The 17,301-nt window shown below is 70.6% G+C and carries 14 protein-coding genes and 3 pseudogenes; 5 read left to right on the forward strand and 12 right to left on the reverse strand.

Annotated features, from left to right (window positions below; all coding sequences use genetic code 11):
* The coding region (locus tag ACIPEK_RS33370) for an electron transfer flavoprotein subunit alpha/FixB family protein (RefSeq protein ID WP_402003897.1) at positions 1–903 on the forward strand (903 nt) is incomplete at its 5' end.
* Positions 904–1,257: 354 nt separating this feature from the next.
* On the opposite strand, the gene ACIPEK_RS33375 is transcribed toward ACIPEK_RS33370, so the two are convergent.
* On the reverse strand, positions 1,258–2,307 hold the full coding sequence (locus ACIPEK_RS33375) for a cation diffusion facilitator family transporter (RefSeq protein ID WP_402004078.1): 1,050 nt from the start codon (positions 2,305–2,307) through the stop codon (positions 1,258–1,260).
* 114 nt (positions 2,308–2,421) lie between these two features.
* Here ACIPEK_RS33375 and ACIPEK_RS33380 point away from each other — a divergent pair, with 114 nt between their 5' ends.
* From ACIPEK_RS33380 to ACIPEK_RS33390, 3 genes and pseudogenes are all read left to right on the forward strand, one after another.
* Positions 2,422–2,781 carry an ArsR/SmtB family transcription factor gene (locus ACIPEK_RS33380; protein WP_402003900.1) on the forward strand — a complete coding sequence of 120 codons (360 nt, stop codon included), beginning with the start codon at positions 2,422–2,424 and terminating at the stop codon, positions 2,779–2,781.
* A 143-nt stretch (positions 2,782–2,924) separates the two neighbouring features.
* Positions 2,925–3,155 (forward strand): annotated as a pseudogene (locus tag ACIPEK_RS33385) (CorA family divalent cation transporter); the annotation flags it as partial.
* Positions 3,156–3,250: 95 nt separating this feature from the next.
* Positions 3,251–3,991, forward strand: coding sequence for an SDR family NAD(P)-dependent oxidoreductase (locus ACIPEK_RS33390; protein WP_402003903.1), 741 nt, complete (start codon positions 3,251–3,253; stop codon positions 3,989–3,991).
* 34 nt (positions 3,992–4,025) lie between these two features.
* Here the strand turns inward: ACIPEK_RS33390 and ACIPEK_RS33395 are convergent, their stop codons facing one another.
* The 8 genes and pseudogenes from ACIPEK_RS33395 to ACIPEK_RS33430 form a co-directional block, all read right to left on the reverse strand.
* A complete protein-coding gene (locus tag ACIPEK_RS33395; protein ID WP_402003906.1) occupies positions 4,026–5,309 on the reverse strand; it encodes an MFS transporter in 1,284 nt (427 codons plus the stop codon).
* Positions 5,306–6,433, reverse strand: coding sequence for a PLP-dependent cysteine synthase family protein (locus ACIPEK_RS33400; RefSeq protein ID WP_402003909.1), 1,128 nt, complete (start codon positions 6,431–6,433; stop codon positions 5,306–5,308). Before ACIPEK_RS33400 ends, ACIPEK_RS33395 begins: the two co-directional genes overlap by 4 nt.
* A 127-nt stretch (positions 6,434–6,560) precedes the next feature.
* Positions 6,561–7,028: a hypothetical protein gene (locus tag ACIPEK_RS33405; protein WP_402003912.1), complete on the reverse strand. Its 468-nt coding sequence runs from the start codon at positions 7,026–7,028 to the stop codon at positions 6,561–6,563.
* A 394-nt stretch (positions 7,029–7,422) separates the two neighbouring features.
* A pseudogene (locus ACIPEK_RS33410) lies at positions 7,423–7,860 on the reverse strand (SulP family inorganic anion transporter); the annotation flags it as partial.
* A 468-nt stretch (positions 7,861–8,328) separates the two neighbouring features.
* Positions 8,329–8,754: a hypothetical protein gene (locus ACIPEK_RS33415; protein WP_402003915.1), complete on the reverse strand. Its 426-nt coding sequence runs from the start codon at positions 8,752–8,754 to the stop codon at positions 8,329–8,331.
* Positions 8,755–8,898: 144 nt separating this feature from the next.
* Entirely contained in the window at positions 8,899–9,870 is a 972-nt protein-coding gene (locus tag ACIPEK_RS33420) for a cation:proton antiporter (RefSeq protein ID WP_402003918.1), read from the reverse strand.
* A gap of 284 nt (positions 9,871–10,154) precedes the next feature.
* Positions 10,155–11,021, reverse strand: coding sequence for an NAD-dependent epimerase/dehydratase family protein (locus tag ACIPEK_RS33425; protein ID WP_402003921.1), 867 nt, complete (start codon positions 11,019–11,021; stop codon positions 10,155–10,157).
* 161 nt (positions 11,022–11,182) lie between these two features.
* A pseudogene (locus ACIPEK_RS33430) lies at positions 11,183–11,299 on the reverse strand (LysR family transcriptional regulator); the annotation flags it as partial.
* A 288-nt stretch (positions 11,300–11,587) separates the two neighbouring features.
* On the opposite strand from ACIPEK_RS33430, the gene ACIPEK_RS33435 reads away from it, so the two are divergent.
* Positions 11,588–12,643 (forward strand): biotin/lipoate A/B protein ligase family protein, encoded by a 1,056-nt coding sequence (locus ACIPEK_RS33435; RefSeq protein WP_402004081.1) that lies wholly within the window; start codon positions 11,588–11,590, stop codon positions 12,641–12,643.
* A 48-nt stretch (positions 12,644–12,691) separates the two neighbouring features.
* Here ACIPEK_RS33435 and ACIPEK_RS33440 read toward each other — a convergent pair whose 3' ends face one another.
* From ACIPEK_RS33440 to ACIPEK_RS33450, 3 genes are all read right to left on the reverse strand, one after another.
* Positions 12,692–15,220, reverse strand: coding sequence for a SpoIIE family protein phosphatase (locus ACIPEK_RS33440; protein WP_402004084.1), 2,529 nt, complete (start codon positions 15,218–15,220; stop codon positions 12,692–12,694).
* 110 nt (positions 15,221–15,330) lie between these two features.
* Complete coding sequence (locus ACIPEK_RS33445; RefSeq protein WP_402003924.1) at positions 15,331–16,020, reverse strand: response regulator; 690 nt, start codon at positions 16,018–16,020, stop codon at positions 15,331–15,333.
* On the reverse strand, positions 16,017–17,165 hold the full coding sequence (locus tag ACIPEK_RS33450) for a sensor histidine kinase (protein ID WP_402003927.1): 1,149 nt from the start codon (positions 17,163–17,165) through the stop codon (positions 16,017–16,019). The genes ACIPEK_RS33445 and ACIPEK_RS33450 overlap by 4 nt, the downstream gene beginning before the upstream one ends.
* Positions 17,166–17,301 lie beyond the last annotated feature (136 nt).

Below are 17,301 nucleotides of genomic sequence, written 5' to 3' on the forward strand. Positions count from 1 at the left end.
GAGCTGCTGACGCTGGCCCGCCGGATCGGTGAGCCGGTCGCGCTCGCGCTCGGTGCGGGTGCCGCCGACACCGCCGGTGTGCTCGCCGAGCACGGCGCGGTGAAGGTCCTGACCGCCGATGCGCCGGAGTTCGCCGACTACCTCGTCGTGCCGAAGGTCGACGCGCTGCAGGCCGCCCATGACGCCCTCTCCCCGGTGGCGGTGCTGGTCCCGTCCTCCGCGGAGGGCAAGGAGATCGCGGCCCGTCTCGCGGTCCGGATCGGGTCGGGCATCATCACCGACGCCGTCGACCTGGAGGCCGGTGAGCAGGGCCCCGTCGCCACGCAGTCCGCGTTCGCCGCGTCGTTCACCACCAAGTCCCGTGTCTCCAGGGGGACCCCGGTCATCACGGTCAAGCCGAACTCGGCTCCGGTCGAGGCCGCTTCGGCGGCGGGCGTGGTCGAAACCCTCAGTGTGTCGTTCTCCGCGCAGGCCACCGGCACGAAGGTGCTGTCCCGTACGCCGCGTGAGTCGACGGGCCGTCCGGAGCTGACAGAGGCCGCGATCGTCGTCTCCGGCGGCCGTGGCGTCAACGGTGCGGAGAACTTCGCGGTCATCGAGGCGCTGGCCGACTCCCTCGGCGCGGCCGTCGGCGCCTCGCGTGCCGCGGTCGACGCCGGCTGGTACCCGCACTCCAGCCAGGTCGGCCAGACCGGCAAGTCCGTCTCCCCGCAGCTGTACATCGCCTCCGGCATCTCCGGCGCGATCCAGCACCGGGCGGGCATGCAGACGTCCAAGACGATCGTCGCGATCAACAAGGACGCCGAGGCCCCCATCTTCGACCTCGTCGACTACGGCGTCGTCGGCGACCTCTTCCAGGTCGTCCCCCAGCTCACCGACGAGGTCAAGTCCCGCAAGGGCTGACCCGCCGTCCAGCCGCACCCCTTTCCGACGGTCCGGGGCCGCGTGGTGTGAACTCACCGCGCGGCCCCGGACCGTTTCCGATCACCATCGACGCAGATCCGACGGCGTCCCCTACCGGTTCGGACGAAGTCGGCGTCAGCCGCTGTCGGCGGTTCGCGATCCTCCAGTACGCCGCCGCCACCGCCCACACCGGAACGAAGAGTCCGACGATGATGCAGCCGATATTGCCCAGGTCGAGGCCGGAGATCCAGCCAGTGACCGTGACGACGTGGACCGGCCGGTCCACGCCCTCGTATTCGCCGGCCACGACCGACGAAGTCCTCGTGGTGCTGGTGCCGTTGCAGATCTCTCGACTCAGGTCCCGTGGTGTGCCAGGACCAGGTGCGGGTCCGGGGCACCCGGCGCCGGAGTCGGGTCGGCATGGACCAAGGCCGCGGTCAGCTTCGGTACGGCGTGCAGCAGGGCATGCTCGGCCTCCACGGCCACCTGGTGGGCTTCACGCACATTCAGCTCGCCGTCGACAACGACCGCGACCTCCGCACGCAGCCGGTGGCCGATCCAGCGCAGCCGCAGCTCACCCACCGCCCTTACGCCCGGCACGTGTTCCAGCGCGTGCTCGGCCGCGTCGACCAGGGCAGGATCGACGGCGTCCATCACCCGGCGGAAGACTTCCCGGCAGGCGTCGCGCAGCACCAGCAGAATCGCAGCGGTGATGACCAGACCCACGATCGGGTCGGCAAGCCGCCAGCCGATCGCGGCACCGCCTGCGCCCAACAACACGGCGAGCGAGGTGAATCCGTCGGTTCGGGCGTGCAGTCCGTCGGCGATCAAGGCAGCCGAGCCGATCTCGCGTCCGACTCGGATGCGATAGCGGGCCACCCACTCATTGCCGACGAAGCCGACCACGGCCGCGGCAGCGACGGCGGGGAGGCAGCTGATCCCCTGCGGGTTCAGCAGCCGGTCGATCGCGGTCCAGGCGGCAAAGAATGCGGAGGCCGCAATGGTCACCACGATGACGATGCCGGCCAGGTCCTCGGCCCGCCCGTAGCCGTAGGTGAAGCGGCGGTTCGCCGCCCGGCGGCCCAGGACGAAGGCCACGCCCAGCGGCAGTGCGGTCAGTGCGTCGGCCGCGTTGTGCACAGTGTCGCCGAGCAGAGCCACCGAGCCGGACAGGACGACCACCACAGCCTGCGTCACAGCCGTGACGCCGAGCACCGCCAGAGAAATCCAAAGCGCCCGCATGCCCTGCGCGGAGGACTCCAGGGCACGGTCGACCTTGTCGGCGGACTCGTGCGAGTGCGGTTTCACCAGGTCGCCGAGCCGATGCCGCCACCGTGCCCGGCGGCCGGTGCCACCGTGCCCACGGGCCTGCCCGCTGTCCCGACCGTGGTCATGGCCGCGCATGTGCCGGTACTCGTGCGGGTGGTGGGTGTGTCCAGGCTGCTCGCTCACGGTCCGGCCTTTCGACGCGGGACGGGGATGTGGACACCGCAGGGCGCCCTGATCCATTATGTGCACATGAGCGCACGCATGCACCTATCACTTGCGCACGGTACGCACCCGCGAGATCCAGGCGCCGAACAGCTCACCCACGCCGCCGCGGTCCTGGGCCTGCTCGCCGACCGCACCCGGCTCGCACTGGTGCACACGCTCGGCAAAGGTGAAGCGGATGTCACCTCACTGACGGCAGCCTGCGGAGCCGCTCGTCCGGCGGTCAGCCAGCACTTGGCCAAGCTGCGACTGGCGGGGCTCGTGTCCGTACGCAAGGAGGGTAGGCGCATGATTTACGGCCTGCCCGACGGGCACTTGCGACGTGTGGTCGACGAAGTCCTGAACCTCGCCGACCACCACCTCGGCGGCGCTGCCGTGCACGACTGAGCAGTGGGCCTCTGCGAGGCGGTGGAGGCGGCGCCGCAGCAGGCGGTCGAGGCCGGCGACGTACAGGCTCGTCACCACCACCCCGGCCGGCAGCGACGGGCCGGCCGCGGCCCCGGTCACACGTGATCTACGACGACGGCGTACTCCTCCAGGCCCACCTCGCCCAGGTGACCGTCGCCCAGGACGAGGACATGCGCAAGATCACGGCAGGGGCGGCGATCACCGCCGTACCGACGATGGTCTGCGGCGTCTACGGCATGAACTGCGACCACATGCCGGAGCTGCGCTGGACCTACGGGTACCCCCTCGCCCTCGGAGTCATGGCTACCGCCCGCCTCGTCATCCACCGAAGCTTCCGCCGTGCCGGCTGGCTCCGACCAGCGTCCCCCCGGCCTGCTCCGGCCATGCGGCAGCACCTCGCGGCCACGACCCGACATCTCTGCTGGAGGCCGTGGCAGGATCCGTCGGCATGAGGACTGAACAAGCGGATAGGCCCGTCGCCCTGGTCAGCGGGTCCACGTCGGGGATCGGGGAGGCCGTTGCGCGGAGGCTGGCGGCGGACGGAATGCGGGTCGTCGTGCACTCGCGGCGCAGTGCGGAGGCCGGGGAGGCGCTGGCGGCGGAGCTCGGCGGGGCTTACGTACAGGCGGATCTGGCGGTGGAGGAGGAAGTCCGGGGGCTGGTCGAGGCGGCACTCGGCCGGTTCGGGCGGCTGGACGTGCTGGTGAACAACGCGGGCATCAGCTGGCCGATCCCGCACGACGACTTGGCCGCTGCGACGCCGGCGGACTGGCGGCAGCTGCTGGAAGTCAACCTGATCGCACCCTGGGTGCTGTGCACGGCGGCACTTCCGATGCTGCGCCGATCCCCCGCAGGCGGCAGCATCGTGAACATCACCAGCCATGCCGGGGTGCGCCCCAAGGGCTCGTCGGTGCCCTACGCAGCGAGCAAGGCCGCGCTGAATCACGTGACCCGGCTGCTCGCGGCTGCGCTCGGGCCGGATGTGCGGGTCAACGCGGTCGCTCCGGGGCTGGTGGACACGCCGATGACGAAGGACTGGGCTCAGGCGCACGAGTTGTGGCGGGACCGCGCGCCCATGCGCCGCCCGGCTCAGCCCGCCGACGTGGCCGACCTGGTGGCGTCGGTGATCGCCAGCACCTATCTCACCGGAGAGGTCATCGTGCTCGACGGAGGACTGAACCTGACCTGACCTGAGGCAGGCCATCGCGCCGGACGGCACTGCCTCACCGCTGCGGAACCGGTTCCCCCGCCCGGCCGACCCGGAGAGGCCCAAGTCTCCCGGTGCGCGTCAAGCCGGCGATCGCTGCGGCGCACACGACGCCCACGATGCACAACACGAGCCAGGGCAGACGCGGTTGCTCAGTGGAGGCATCCCACACGGCGCCGGTCGCAAGGTTCCCCACGGTGATCCCGACGCCCGAGATGGTGTTGTACAGGCCGTAGTGGGTGGCGACCAGCCGCTCGCCGGAGAACGCGACGACGGTGTCCATCTCGAACGGATACACCAGGGCCGTACCCAGGGCTAGCAGGGCGGCCGCAAGGAACAGCGGTGTCAGGGCCACCGCCCGGATCAGCAGTCCCTCGCCCCGAGGCGGTGCGCCCGCGACAAGGAGCGGTGCGAAGGCGCCGCCCATCAGCGTCAAGCCGTACACGACGGACCGGCCCGGAGACCAACGCGCCCGCGCCCATGCGGTGATGCGCAGCTGCCCGGCCGCGGCAACACCCGCCGATACGGCGAAGAGCGACGTGGTGACGCCGTCCCCGCTCCCCGGGGCCACCCGCTGCGCCTGCAACGGCAGCGCCAGGTAGACCTGGAAGGACAGGACGTACGAGCCGATCATCGCTGCGGAAAAGAGCAGGAAGGGTCGGTTGGACACGACAGTGCGCCAGTCGGCAAGCACTCCTTGGCACCGCTCCTTCGCAGCCGGCGGGCGCCCGCGGTCGGGCAGGACCTTGACCTGTACGAGGGTGAGTCCGAGGAAGAGCAGTGCCGCCACCGCGCACACCAGCCGGAAATTCAGTGCGATCAGGGCAAGACCGATCAAGGGGCCGGCAAACATGCCCACTTGGTAGAAGACGTTGAACAGCGCGAACGCCTCCACCCGTCGCTCCCCCGCTTCCCGTGCGAGCAGGGCCCGCACAGCCGGGTTGAACAACGCCCCCGCGAAGCCCGTCAGCGCCGACGCGACGATCAGCGCGGGCAGCGAGTCGACGAAGCCGAGCAGTCCGAAGCCGGCGGTCCGCAGCACACATCCGGCGACGATCACGCTCTTGCAGCCGAGCCGGTCCGCGAGCGTGCCGCCGATGAGGAACATGCCCTGTTGGCTGAAGTTCCTTACGCCGAGCACGAGTCCGACCGCCCAGGCTGCCATGCCCAGGCCACCCGACAGGTGGATCGCAAGGTAGGGCATGAGCATGTAGAACGCCGTGTTGATGGTGAACTGCTGGACCATCAACAGCCGTACGGCACCGTCGAAGAGGCGGAACTGCCGGGCGAGCTCCCTCATCGTGTGGCCTCCTCGTCGGCGCGGGGCGCGGTGATGTTCACACAGCGCGTCCAGCGCTCCACGACGCGCTCGCCGGGATGGGCGATCTCATCGGGGTCGTCGGCGGGCCGGCGTGAGAGGAGGTCGTGCGTGCGGCAGTAGTCGTCGTTGTAGACCGTGTCCCAGTAGCGGTGGACTCCGTCGGGGAAGATCGCCGCGATGCGGGTACCCGGGGTGTGGGTGCGGGCGAGCCAGCCGGCCACCAGCGCAACGGCGCCGACGCTCCAGCCGCCGCTCGCACAGTGGTGCCTCGCCAGCTGTCGGGCCGCCCGGACCGCCTCGTTCGGTGCGACCCAATGGGCCTCGTCGAAGGCGGCGTGGTCGACGTTGCGCGGGTAAATACTGCTGCCCAGGCCCCGCATCAGGCGGACACCGGCGGGCTGGCCGAAGATGGTGGAGCGCACCGAGTCGACGCCCACCAGCCGCACGCCCGGCAAGATCGCGCGCAGGGCACGGGCGGTCCCGGCCGAGTGCCCGCCCGTTCCGACGGCGGCCACCAGCACGTCCACCCGGCCGAGCTGTACGACGAGTTCGAGGGCAAGATTCGCGTACGCCGCCGGGTTGTCCGGGTTGTGGTACTGGTCGGGGCACCAGGAGCCCGGATGCGCGGCGAGCAGGGAGCGGACGCGGTCCCTGCGCGCCTGCTGCCAGCCGCCGGCCGGACTCGGTTCTGCCACCACCTCCACCCGGGCGCCGAGGGCGCGGAGCTGGTGGACCATGAGCGGTTCCATGCCGGGGTCGGTGACCAGAGTGACCGGATGGCCGTAGGTGATGCCCGCGAGCGCGAGACCGAGTCCGAGCGTCCCGCTGGTGGACTCGATGACGGGCGCTTCGGGCCGGAGCTCTCCGCGGGCCCGGGCAGCCGCAACCATGTGAAGGGCCGGACGGTCCTTGATGCCGCCGGGATTGGCGCCCTCCAACTTGGCCCAGAAGCCTCGGCCGGCGGGAGTGAAAGGGCTTCCGACCCAGAGGACCGGGGTGTTGCCCACCATGCCGGCGGGGGTGCGACGGGGCGCACCTGCCGGTTCGGGGAGTCCGTGTGCGGCCACGAAGGCGTGCACGTCGTCGGTGGAAATGCTGCGCATGGCAGCGGTCATGGCGACCTGGTCTTTCCACGGCCGCGAACCGGGTCGGGGCCGTCACGTGAGAGCGGTACGGGTACGGGCGGCTCGTGCGGGCGGTCGCGGGAGCGGCCGGGCGCACCGAGCCGTGTCACGTACGGCTGACGCAGACCAGTTGCAGCAGAGAGAATCCCGTGGGGCATGGCGTCCCGCCGGCTGCGAGACCGACGGGACGGCGCCGCGACGGACTCGAGAGGCCCGCCTCCATGAGTCCCCACGCTGCGAGGGTGTTCAGCAGCGCCGCCAGGAGGGGGAGCCCGGAGCGCGTCGGCGCCTCGACCAGGAGCACCGCCGAATCACAGCATCCGCCGGGAGTCGCCGGATGATGCCCGGTCTCGGACACGTCGCGGTCGGTGGTCTCCGCTGTGTCCAACACGGGGCCCTTGTCCCGCACGTGGTCGGCTGCGGGCGGCGGACCGCTGAGGAGTGACACGTGGTGTCCGTCCAGCGCCTGCACGCCACATGTCAGCACATGGGCCACGGCGGCGATCGCCAGGCTCAGGAGCAGAGTGATGACGAGGCGGCGAACACCCGGCCCCGGGACAACAACGGACGGCACGCCCCCGACCGTATCGCCAAACAGGAAGCGATGTGCATTTATGGGGAGTTAAGGGTGAAATACCTCATCGAGACCGTACGAGCAATGCGAATCTGCTAAGGAACTCAGCCGGTGAGCCCAGCGGTGTGCTCCGCGGGCGTCTTCCTCGGCGGGGGTCATCGGCAACGACGGGCCCGGCGCCGCGCCTCGGGCATCTGAACGATCCTCCTCGCCATGCGACTCGGCCCGACATCCGTAGTGGCCAAGGCTCCGCACCGTCACCTGTGGGGCTTCCCCGACGCTGCCGGTCTGCGCGCGGAGCACTCGACGCCCGTCGGATGTATCCGAGTGCGTGGGCCGGCTCATGAGGCATCGATGACGGTGACCGGTTGGGTGCGTCCTCCATCGCGCGCGGCTCCGCCCATGTGGACAATGCAGTGCGGCATGCGTGGTCAAGGTGGCGCAGGCCCGTCAGGTCGATTTCCACGCTGCGGTTTCGAGGCAGTGCCTCCAACGCGTCCAGCATCTTCGGCAGCCGCAGAAAGGTGGCGTTGCCGATCATGTACACCTTGACCGGCCCATTGCCCTGATCGGACACCTCCAAGCGCAGGTGGGAGGTGTCCCAAGCAGCCTAGGCCACAGCGAACGCCAGACCGATCAGCACGCCTTCGAACATGTTGACCACGACGATCGAGACTGCCGTTGCTACGAGGATCACGGCCTCTCCGCGCTGTTCGCGCCACAGTCCGCGCCATTCCCTGACGGGGATCAGCTTGCCGCCCAAGTAGATCAGGACCCCGGCCAGCGAGGCGAGTGGCACCGCGGAGAGGGCGGACGGCAGGATCGCAGCCCAATGCGCCCGGGGTGCGTCTGTGACATGGATGAATGCACCCGGGCAGAAGGGACCGCGGCGTACGCCGCTGGGCCCGCCTACCGCCGGGAAGCAGTCAGAGGCGGGGTTCGGGTGAGCCGTCCCCGATGGGGTCGTGGCGGCACAATGTGACACACCAGGGGTGCCGCGTGACCACAACCCGGCGCCACCACCCGGACGGCGCCTTCGTAGGACGTGGTGCCTGTGGCAGCGGACGGGGGCCGTGAACGGACCCATCGCTGAGTGGAGATGGAGCGATGTTCACGGGCGGGGCAGGTGAGGTGACTTTCCGGGCGGCCTCGGCGCGTACCAACGCGCCCATGGCCGCAAAGACGTCTGCGGGCATGACGGAGTGCTCCTGCGAAGTCAATGAGCGTCAACTACGGTGACGGCAGGCCTCTTCCGCGGCGCCCCGCCCACTGGCAGGCACGTCGAAGAGGCCGGGTCCGCTCAGCAGCGCAGGGCGCACCCTGAGGAGAACCCGGCAGCGCCCGCGACTGCGGCAGGAGCGGGCCTTGCAGTTCCACTGCCTGCCTCTGCATCCCGGCGGACCGCGTGCGAGATGACAGAGGAAGCACCCGCGAGGTCGGCAGCATGCTTCGGCTTGCCGATGGAAGTCGAACCCACTCGCCAGCCATGGCCGCCCGCGTGACCTCCGGAGTCCGGGACGGCGGACCCCACTACGGGGAGAGCGGCACTGTCGATGTCCTCGGTCACGGTGTGCACAGTGCGGCCTTCCAGGCCGATGTGCGAGGACGTCGGCTGCTGCCAGGCCGGGAGCGAGACGGCGTGTGCCAGCGTCGCCAGAGTGATCAGCGTGATCGCACAGAGGGCACGGGACAGCAGGCGCATCACATTGCCGCTGCTGGGCACCATGTGCACACCTCCCGCCGGACTCCGGGTCACCAGACAACCCCACCAGTGCTTCTGATGACACTGCAAATGAGCTGTACGGTGCCGAATTCACCCGGACGGCGAATCACCGGACGCACGCTGGATCACCGATGTCGTCCGCGACCCTCAGTAGTGGTCCGCGTGTTCATTCCCGCCGGCCCCGGCAGGCAGGTAGCCGTCAACGGCCTCGCCGGACTCGGCCACGTCGCCCTCGAGATCGCCCACATCATGGGCGCCGAGGTCACCGTCCTGTCCCGGCCGGCGGATCCTGCGGCACAGCAGTTCGCCGGCACGGAGTCTCGGCAGCGGAGAGCGCGTGCAGCGGAATGGCCGGATCGACAGCCCCGAAGAAACGGCCACGTCCACGTCCACGGCCGCGATCCCATCCGTCCCCGGACGCGGACGCTCACTCCTCGGGGGTCCCGTCGCGCGGGTGAGCGCGGCCAGGGCGCTCTCCAACACACGGTCGCGCAACTGCCTGCGCAGTGCCACCACGACGACGGCGCAGGCCGAGCCGATCGCGATACCGCCGCCATAGGCCAGCAGGAAGCGCGCGACGGCGCCCGTCCGGCTGAAGCCCTGGTCCTCCACGACGATCCCGGCCACCACCGCGTAGAGGGCGAGCGCGGTGCCGTCGTTGATCAGGCTCTCCGCCCGGAGGATGGTCCGGACACGACGGGGCAGGTCCCGGGCGAGCGACGCCACGGCGATGGCGTCGGTGGGGGCGACGACGGCGCCCAGGACGAAGGCGAGCAGGACGAAGGCGAGCGGCCAGGAGAGGCCCAGCGCGTGTCCCACCACAGCCACGGCGGCGGCCGTGGTCAGCACCAGACCGGTGGCGAGCAGCGTGATTCCGCGCGCGTTCGTCCGGATCTCGCGGAGCGAGGTGGTCAGCGACTCCCAGTGGAGCAGGGGTGGCAAGAACAGCAGCAGTACAACATCGGGAGGCAGGACCACCGTGCGGAAGTCGGGCGTGAGACCGATCAGGCAGCCGCCTGCCACCAGCAGGACCGGCTCGTTCCAGCGAAGGCGGCGAGCCGGCCACGTCGAGATCGCCACGGCCGCGAGGACCACCACGGTGACTTCCAGGCCCCGCATTCGGCGCCGCCTTCCCGCTGGGGCAGGCGCCCCTCTCCCTGATGCCCGTCGCAGCAGAGGCGCAGCCCTGGTCTCACTCGGACAGGCGAGGCACACCACACACAGCCCCGGGTGGGGCTTCTGGTTCGCTTCGTCAGCCCGCCGGCCGCCGGTCGAACGGGCACTGGCCGGTTGCCCGGTACGCCGGTCGGGCGGCGTGGCGGGCGGTGAAGCACTGCGGTACGGGCCTGCCCCCACACCCGGCGGTGCCGGGAGCCGGACAGCGCCGCCGGGGCGGGTGTGGTTCAGCCCTGAGCCAGTTCGGCCAGGGCATCGAGACGTACGGGTGTCCAGCCGAGCTCCCGACGGGCCCGGGCGCCGGTGAACTGCTGGTCGAGGGCGAACGCCTCGGCGATCGGGCCCATCCGCTGCACGGCCTCATCGAGGGTCAGTGAGTCGATCCTCCCCGGGCATCCGGCAGCGTGGCCGAGTGCTCGGGTGATGGCCGCCAGCGGGAGGTTCTGTCCGCTGACCCCGGCGTAGACGGAACCGGCCGGGGCGTTCAGTGCCAGGACGTACAGTTCGGCGATGTCGTCGACGTGGACCAGCGCCCAGTGGTTGGAGCCGTCCCCGATACAGGGCACAGCACCGGCGGCGCGTCCCGGCTCGACGAAGAACGACTGCACCAGCCCGCCGGAGCGGCCGTGGACCAGCCCTGGCATCACCACCACCGGACACCCTCCGGTGACGGCCCGGGCGAGCACACGCTTCTCGTTCTCCATCCGCCAGGCGGTGATGCGCGGCGGGTTCAGCGGGGCGTCCTCGTCGACGATCCCGTCGGTGTCGCCATACACCCATACCCCGCCGGTGTGCACATAGGGGCGGCTTCCCGCGCCGTCCTGCAGTGCCTGGGCCGCAGCGCGGTCGACGTCCGCCGTGCCCTCGGCGTAGTCCACCCCGAGGTGGATGACCCCGTCGGCCCGGCGGGCCGCCTCCCGGAGGACGTCGGTGTCGGTGAGCGCCCCCGCGACGGAGTCGGCACCGAGGTCCGACACGGTGCGCGCGGAGTGCTCGCTGCGCGCCAGCGCCGTCACCTCGATGCCGTGCCGGATCAGCGCCTGAATGGTGGAGCGGCCGATGTAGCCGGAGCCGCCTGTGATGAAGACCTGCATAGCCCTCGGTGTCCTTTCGGATGGCGTCGGGATATCCGCCGCTCGTCCACCCTCGCGCCGTGCCCCGTACGGCGTCCAAGACCTCTTCCGTCAGCGGTGATGTCCTCAGGGCATCACCGCTGGGCGGCGGCGATGCCGGCGAACTCCGACAGCAGCGGGGTGCGGATCTGCCGGGAGAGCACGGGTTGCGTGACATGCAGCCGCTCGGCGGCCCGGCCGAAGTGCAACTCCTCGGCCACGGCCATGAAGTAGCGCAGTTTGCGCAGGTCGACGTCCACGGCAACTACTACGGTACGCACACCCTGCTCTCAGGCTGGTGCCCCCGGGCGGCGACAGGATGCTCACGACCCGGAACCGCAGGTCGCGGGGGCTGTGCGACAGGCACAGGAATTGCCATGCGCTCCACGTGATGCACCATCGGGACCACGTCCGTACACCAGGCGGCGTGATCCCGGACAGCACGTCCGTCACTGCGAATGTGCGGATTAAACCGTACGGCGGCGGAGTTGTCCTTGATCGGAGCCGATTCGTGACGATGAGAGTCGGGCGAGACTGGAGGCATGGCTGTGCACGGTGAGTACAAGGTCCCGGGCGGCAAGCTCGTCGTGGTGGATCTCGATGTCGAGGGCGGGGTACTGCGCAACGTGCGGGTGGCCGGGGACTTCTTCCTGGAGCCGGACGAGGCGATCCTCGCGATCGACGCCGCACTGGAGGGCGCCCCTGCCGACACCGACACCGCCACTCTCGCCACCCGGATCGACGCGGCGCTCCCCGCCTCGACCGTGATGCTCGGCCTCACCTCCGAGGGCGTCGCCGTCGCCGTACGCCGGGCCCTCGCGCACGCCACCGAGTGGAGCGACTACGACTGGCAGCTCATCCACGAGGCCCCGCAGTCCCCCGCACTCCACATGGCCCTCGACGAGGTCATCACCGCCGAGGTCGCCGCGGGCCGGCGTCCGCCGACGCTCCGGGTGTGGGAGTGGGCCGCGCCCGCCGTGATCATCGGCAGCTTCCAGTCCTTGCGCAACGAGGTCGACCCGGCAGGCGCCGAACGCCACGGCATCACGGTCGTCCGCCGCGTATCCGGTGGTGGGGCCATGTTCGTGGAGCCCGGCAACACCATCACGTACTCGCTCTCCGTCCCGGACGCCCTCGTCTCCGGCCTCTCGTTCGCCGACAGTTACGCCTATCTGGACGACTGGGTGCTCGAGGCGCTCGGCGACATGGGCATCAAGGCCTGGTACCAGCCGCTCAACGACATCGCCACGGACGCCGGGAAGATCGCGGGCGCGGCGCAGAAGCGTGTGGCCGGCGGGGAGGGGGCCGTTCTGCACCACGTGACCATGTCGTACGACATCGACGCCGACAAGATGCTGGAGGTGCTCCGGATCGGCAAGGAGAAGCTTTCCGACAAGGGCACCAAGAGTGCGAAGAAGCGTGTCGACCCGCTGCGCCGCCAGACCGGACTGGCGCGCGAGGCCGTCATCGAGCGGATGATCGCCTCCTTCCGTAACCGGCACGGCCTCACCCAGGGCAAGGTGACGGACGAGGAGATGGCGCAGGCCGAGGAGCTCGTACGTACGAAGTTCGGCACCGAGGAGTGGACCGCTCGGGTGCCGTAGTGCCGGTGCCGCAGAGCCGGTGCCGTGAACGGCTTCCCCGGAACGTCCCTACGTTCCCGTCGCCGGCAGTTCCTGCTCGGTCCAGATGATCTTGCCTTCGGGTGTGTAGCGGGTACCCCAGCGGCGGGTGAGCTGGGCTACGAGGAAGAGGCCGCGACCGCCCTCGTCCGTGGTCCTGGCGTGGCGCAGCCGGGGTGATGTGCTGCTGGCGTCGGAGACCTCGCAGATCAGGACGGACTGGCGCAGCAGCCGCAGCCGGATCGGGCCGGTGGCATGGCGCAGCGCGTTGGTGACCAGCTCGCTGACGATCAGCTCGGTCGTCATCTGCAGCTCCTCCAGGCCCCAGGTCCTCAGCAGTCGGGCCGTCCGGGCCCGGACGCCCGCGACGGCTGCCGGGTCGGCGGGTACCTCCCATGAGACGACGTGGTCGGCGCTCAATTCGTGGGTGCGGGCGAGCAGCAGGGCGACGTCGTCGGGCTGCGGCCCGGGAAGCAACTGCTCCACGACCGTCGCGCACAGTGTGTCGAGCGGAAGTCCGTGCTGCGCCAGGGCAGCGCCGAGGCGGGACATCCCGAGGTCGGCGTCCCGGTCCCTGCCTTCGATGAGACCGTTGGTGTAGAGGGCGATCAGGCTGCCTTCCGGCAGCTCGATCTCCGCTGTCTCGAAGGGCAGCCCGCCCAGGCCGAGCGGCGGGCCTGCGGGCAGTTCGGGGAAGTTGACGCGCCCGTCCGGGGAGATGACGACGGGGGGCGGGTGGCCGGCGCGCGCCATCGTGCAGAGCTGGGTGACCGGGTCGTAGACGGCGTACAGGCAGGTGGCGCCCAGCACGGTCGTGCCGCTCGACTCGCCCTCGGGCTCCTCGTCGCTCAGGCGGAGTACGAGGTCGTCGAGGTGGGCCAGCAGTTCATCGGGGGGAAGGTCCATGTCGGCGAGGGTGTGCACCGCGGTGCGGAGCCTGCCCATGGTCGCGGCGGCGCTGATGCCGTGGCCGACGACATCGCCGACGACCAGGGCGACCCGGGCGCCGGACAGCGGGATCACATCGAACCAGTCGCCCCCGACACCGTCCTTGGCGTCCGCCGGGAGATACGCGGAGGCCACGTCCAGAGCCATCCCTCCGGGCAGCGTGTGCGGGAGCAGACTGCGCTGCAGTGTCAGCGCCGCAGCGTGCTCTCGGGTGTAGCGGCGGGCGTTGTCCACGCACACCGCCGCCCGTGCCACCAGATCGCGGGCCGACAGCACGTCGTCCGGTTCGAAAGGGACCGGATTCACCGATCGTACGAAGGTGGTCAGGCCGAGCACCGTGTCCCGGGCCCGCATGGGTACGGCGATGAGGGAGTGGAAACCGTACTCGCGCATGCGCGCCGCCCTGGCGGGTTGTTCGACCGCCCACAGATGTCTGACGGAGTCGAGGACCGGGATCAGGATGGGTTCACCGTCGATGAGGAAGCGGATGTCGTGGGGCGGGGGCACGAAATCCACCGGGTCCCCGACCCGGCAGACCGCCTCCGGGCAGCCCTCCCGCACCGAACTCATCCCGGCGCGGCGCATCCTCGGCCGGGCCGGCTCGGCACGCGCACCGGGATGGGCGGCTCCCGTACCGGAAAGCCTCAGGCCGGACAGCCCCGTGCCGGAGGACCACGGACCGGTCTCCTCGGGGCTGGCAACCGGCTCCAGCAGGTCGACGGTGACGAAGTCGGCGAACCGCGGCACCGCGAAGTCGGCCAGCTCCTGAGCCGTGCGCATCACGTCCAGGGTGGAGCCGATGCTGGCTCCGGCGTCGTTGACCAGGGCCAGGCGCTGCTGGGCCTTCCACCGGTCGGTGACGTCCAGGACCATGTAGCAGATGCCGGTGACGGTACCGTCGCCGTCGGTCAGAGGGAAGAACGACGTGGAGTAGGCGCGCTCACGGTGCGGATCTGCCCAGCTCCAGCCCCGGTACTCGAAGTCGATGACGGGTACCCCGGTGTCCAGCACACGGCGCATGAGGGGCTCTATGGCGTCGGTCTCCAGTCCCGGGAGCACTTCACTCATCCGGCGGCCCACGCGCTGCTCACGCGGGACGCCGCCGATGCGTTCCAGGGTTTCGTTCATCCAGACGTAGCGCAGTTGCGGGCTCATCACCGCCATGCCGATCGGCGCGCTGGTCAGGAAGGCATCCAGCACGGACTGCCCGACCGTCCACTCCGGCTTCCGTTCACGTCCGGAGACCAGGAAACACTCCCGGCCGTCCAGGTGGAACGAGGCCGAGACCCGCAGATCCACTTCGATCTGCCGGCCGTCGCTCCGGCGCACATCGGCGCGGCCGCTCCAGCCCACGCCCGCACGGCACCGCTCGGCGATCCTCGCCACTCTTACCGGGTCCTCGGGCATCGCGAGGAGGAAGCCGGCGGACCGCCCGACCACCTCGGCGGCGCGGTATCCCAGCAGGTCCTGTGCGCTGTGCGTCCAGCCGATGACCGTTCCGGCAGCGGCGATCACCGCGGTCGCGTCATTTGCCGTGCCGAAGGAGTGCTGGGGGGTCCTGGGCCGCGACGGTTCGGCTTGGGGCGCCGACGGCGGGCCTTCCGACGCCATACTGGTCACCACCCATCCGCTCCGTTCCAGTCCATGATCCCGCCTACGGCGCTCCGGTGCGAATGTCCGCCGTCATGGACCGGGCGGGCGAGGCTGCTGTCGCGCCGCCTTCAGGAGCGGGGCTCCCGGGGTGCGACGAGGCCCGATTCGTAGGCGAAGACGACGAGCTGCGCCCGGTCGCGGGCGCCCAGCTTCGTCATGGCGCGGCTGATGTGGGTCTTCGCGGTGAACGGGCTGATCACCATGTGTGCGGCGATCTCCTCGTTGGTGAGACCGCGAGCGGCGAGCGCGCTGACTTCGCGCTCCCGGCGGGTGAGGGTCTCGAAGCCGGGCGCAGTGCTCCGGTCAGGTGGTCTGGCGACGAATTCGCCGATCAGCCGACGGGTGACGGCGGGCGAGAGCAGTGCGTCACCGCCGGCCGCGACGCGGATGGCCCTCAGGAGTTCGGCGGGCTCGGTGTCCTTCAGGAGAAAACCGGCGGCTCCGGCGCGCAGGGCGTCGAAGACGTACTCGTCGAGGCCGTAATTGGTGAGGATCACGACATGGACGCCCGCCAGCAGCGGGTCTGCGGCGATCTCGTGGGTGGCCTCGATGCCTCCCATCACCGGCATCTGTACATCGACGAGGGCGACGTCCGGAGTGTGCAGCCGGGCGAGTTCCAGGCCGTGGCGGCCGTCGGCGGCCTCGCCGATCACCTCGATGCCGTCCTCCGCTTCGAGCAGCGCCCGGAATCCGGCCCGCATCAACGCCTGGTCGTCGACGATCAGCACTCGGATCGCCGGGGCGTCTTCGTCGGTCATCCGACGGTTCCGGCGGTGCGCAGGGGGAGCTCCGCGCGTACGGAGAAGCCGCCGGCCGGGCGGGGTGCGGCGTCGAGAGTGCCGCCGAGTGCGGTGACGCGTTCCCGCATGCCGGTGAGGCCGGTGCCCGCGGTGACGGTGCCACCGGCGACGCAGGGGCCCTGGTCGTCGACGTGCACGGTCAGGGCCCGTTCGGTGTAGGTGAGGCGGACGGTCGTCCTGGCACGGTCGGCGTGCCGGGCGACATTGGTGAGGGCCTCCTGCACGATGCGGTACGCGGCCCGGTCGACGGCCGGGGGCAGGGGCCGTTCGTCGCCGCTGACCGTGACGGCGAGCGCGATGCCCGCGGTACGGGCCCGCTCGGCCAGCTCGTCGATGCGGTCGAGCCCGGTGCCGGGCTCCACGACGTCGGTCCGGAGTACTTCCAGCGTTGCCCGCAGCTCACGCATCGCCTCGCCGCTCGCCTCCTGGATGGCGAGCAGTGCGGGTTCCACCTCGGTGCCCCGTTTGCGGGCGAGGTGCACGGCGACTCCTGCCTGGAGCTTGACGATCGAGATGGAGTGGGTGAGCGAGTCGTGCAGCTCGCGGGCGATCCGCAGCCGCTCCTCCCCCGCCCGGCGCAGCGCGGTCTCGTCCCGGCTGCGTTCGGCGTCCAGGGCGCGCTGTTCGGTCTGGCGCAGATACGCCTGCCAGTTCTTGTCGATGAGTCCGGTGACGCCTGCGCAGAGGAACCAGCCGAGCAGCAGAAGGGTACGTTCGACGGTGTCCTGGGTGGCCGGTGCGGTGACGGCGAGGACCGTGGAGTAGCCGGTGAGGAAGAGGGCGCCCGCGGCAACGCCCCAGGCGCGGTGTCCGTTGCGGGCGGCCGCGTGCACGGCGGCAAGCACGGGGAACGCCGCCCAGCTTCCCGGGTGGGCGTGAATCACGTACCCGAGCATGCAGAGCGTGGTGACGGCGAGGACCGCGCGCGGGGCGCTGCGGTGCCCGGCCAGTGCGAGTGCGCCGGCCGCGATGAGCAGCAGGTCGAGGGCGCCGGGCGCCGAGGCGACGAGTGCCGCGGCGGTGACCGCCGCTGTGACGACAACGGCAAGTGCTGTGTCCAGCAGGCGAGTTCGCCGGTCGATGTCCTTCGTTTCCCCCCGCATGTGCGGCACCCTAACCTCCGTACGGCTGCGGCGGCATCAGCCGCAGGGACGGGGACACGACTACTCCCGGGGAAGTAGTCGCGGTGGCACTGAATCACGCGGGATCAGCGGCAACCGCCTTCGGGTGTACGACGAC

This window comes from Streptomyces sp. NPDC088246 (assembly GCF_044741025.1).
In the GTDB taxonomy this organism is placed as follows: Bacteria; Actinomycetota; Actinomycetes; order Streptomycetales; family Streptomycetaceae; genus Streptomyces.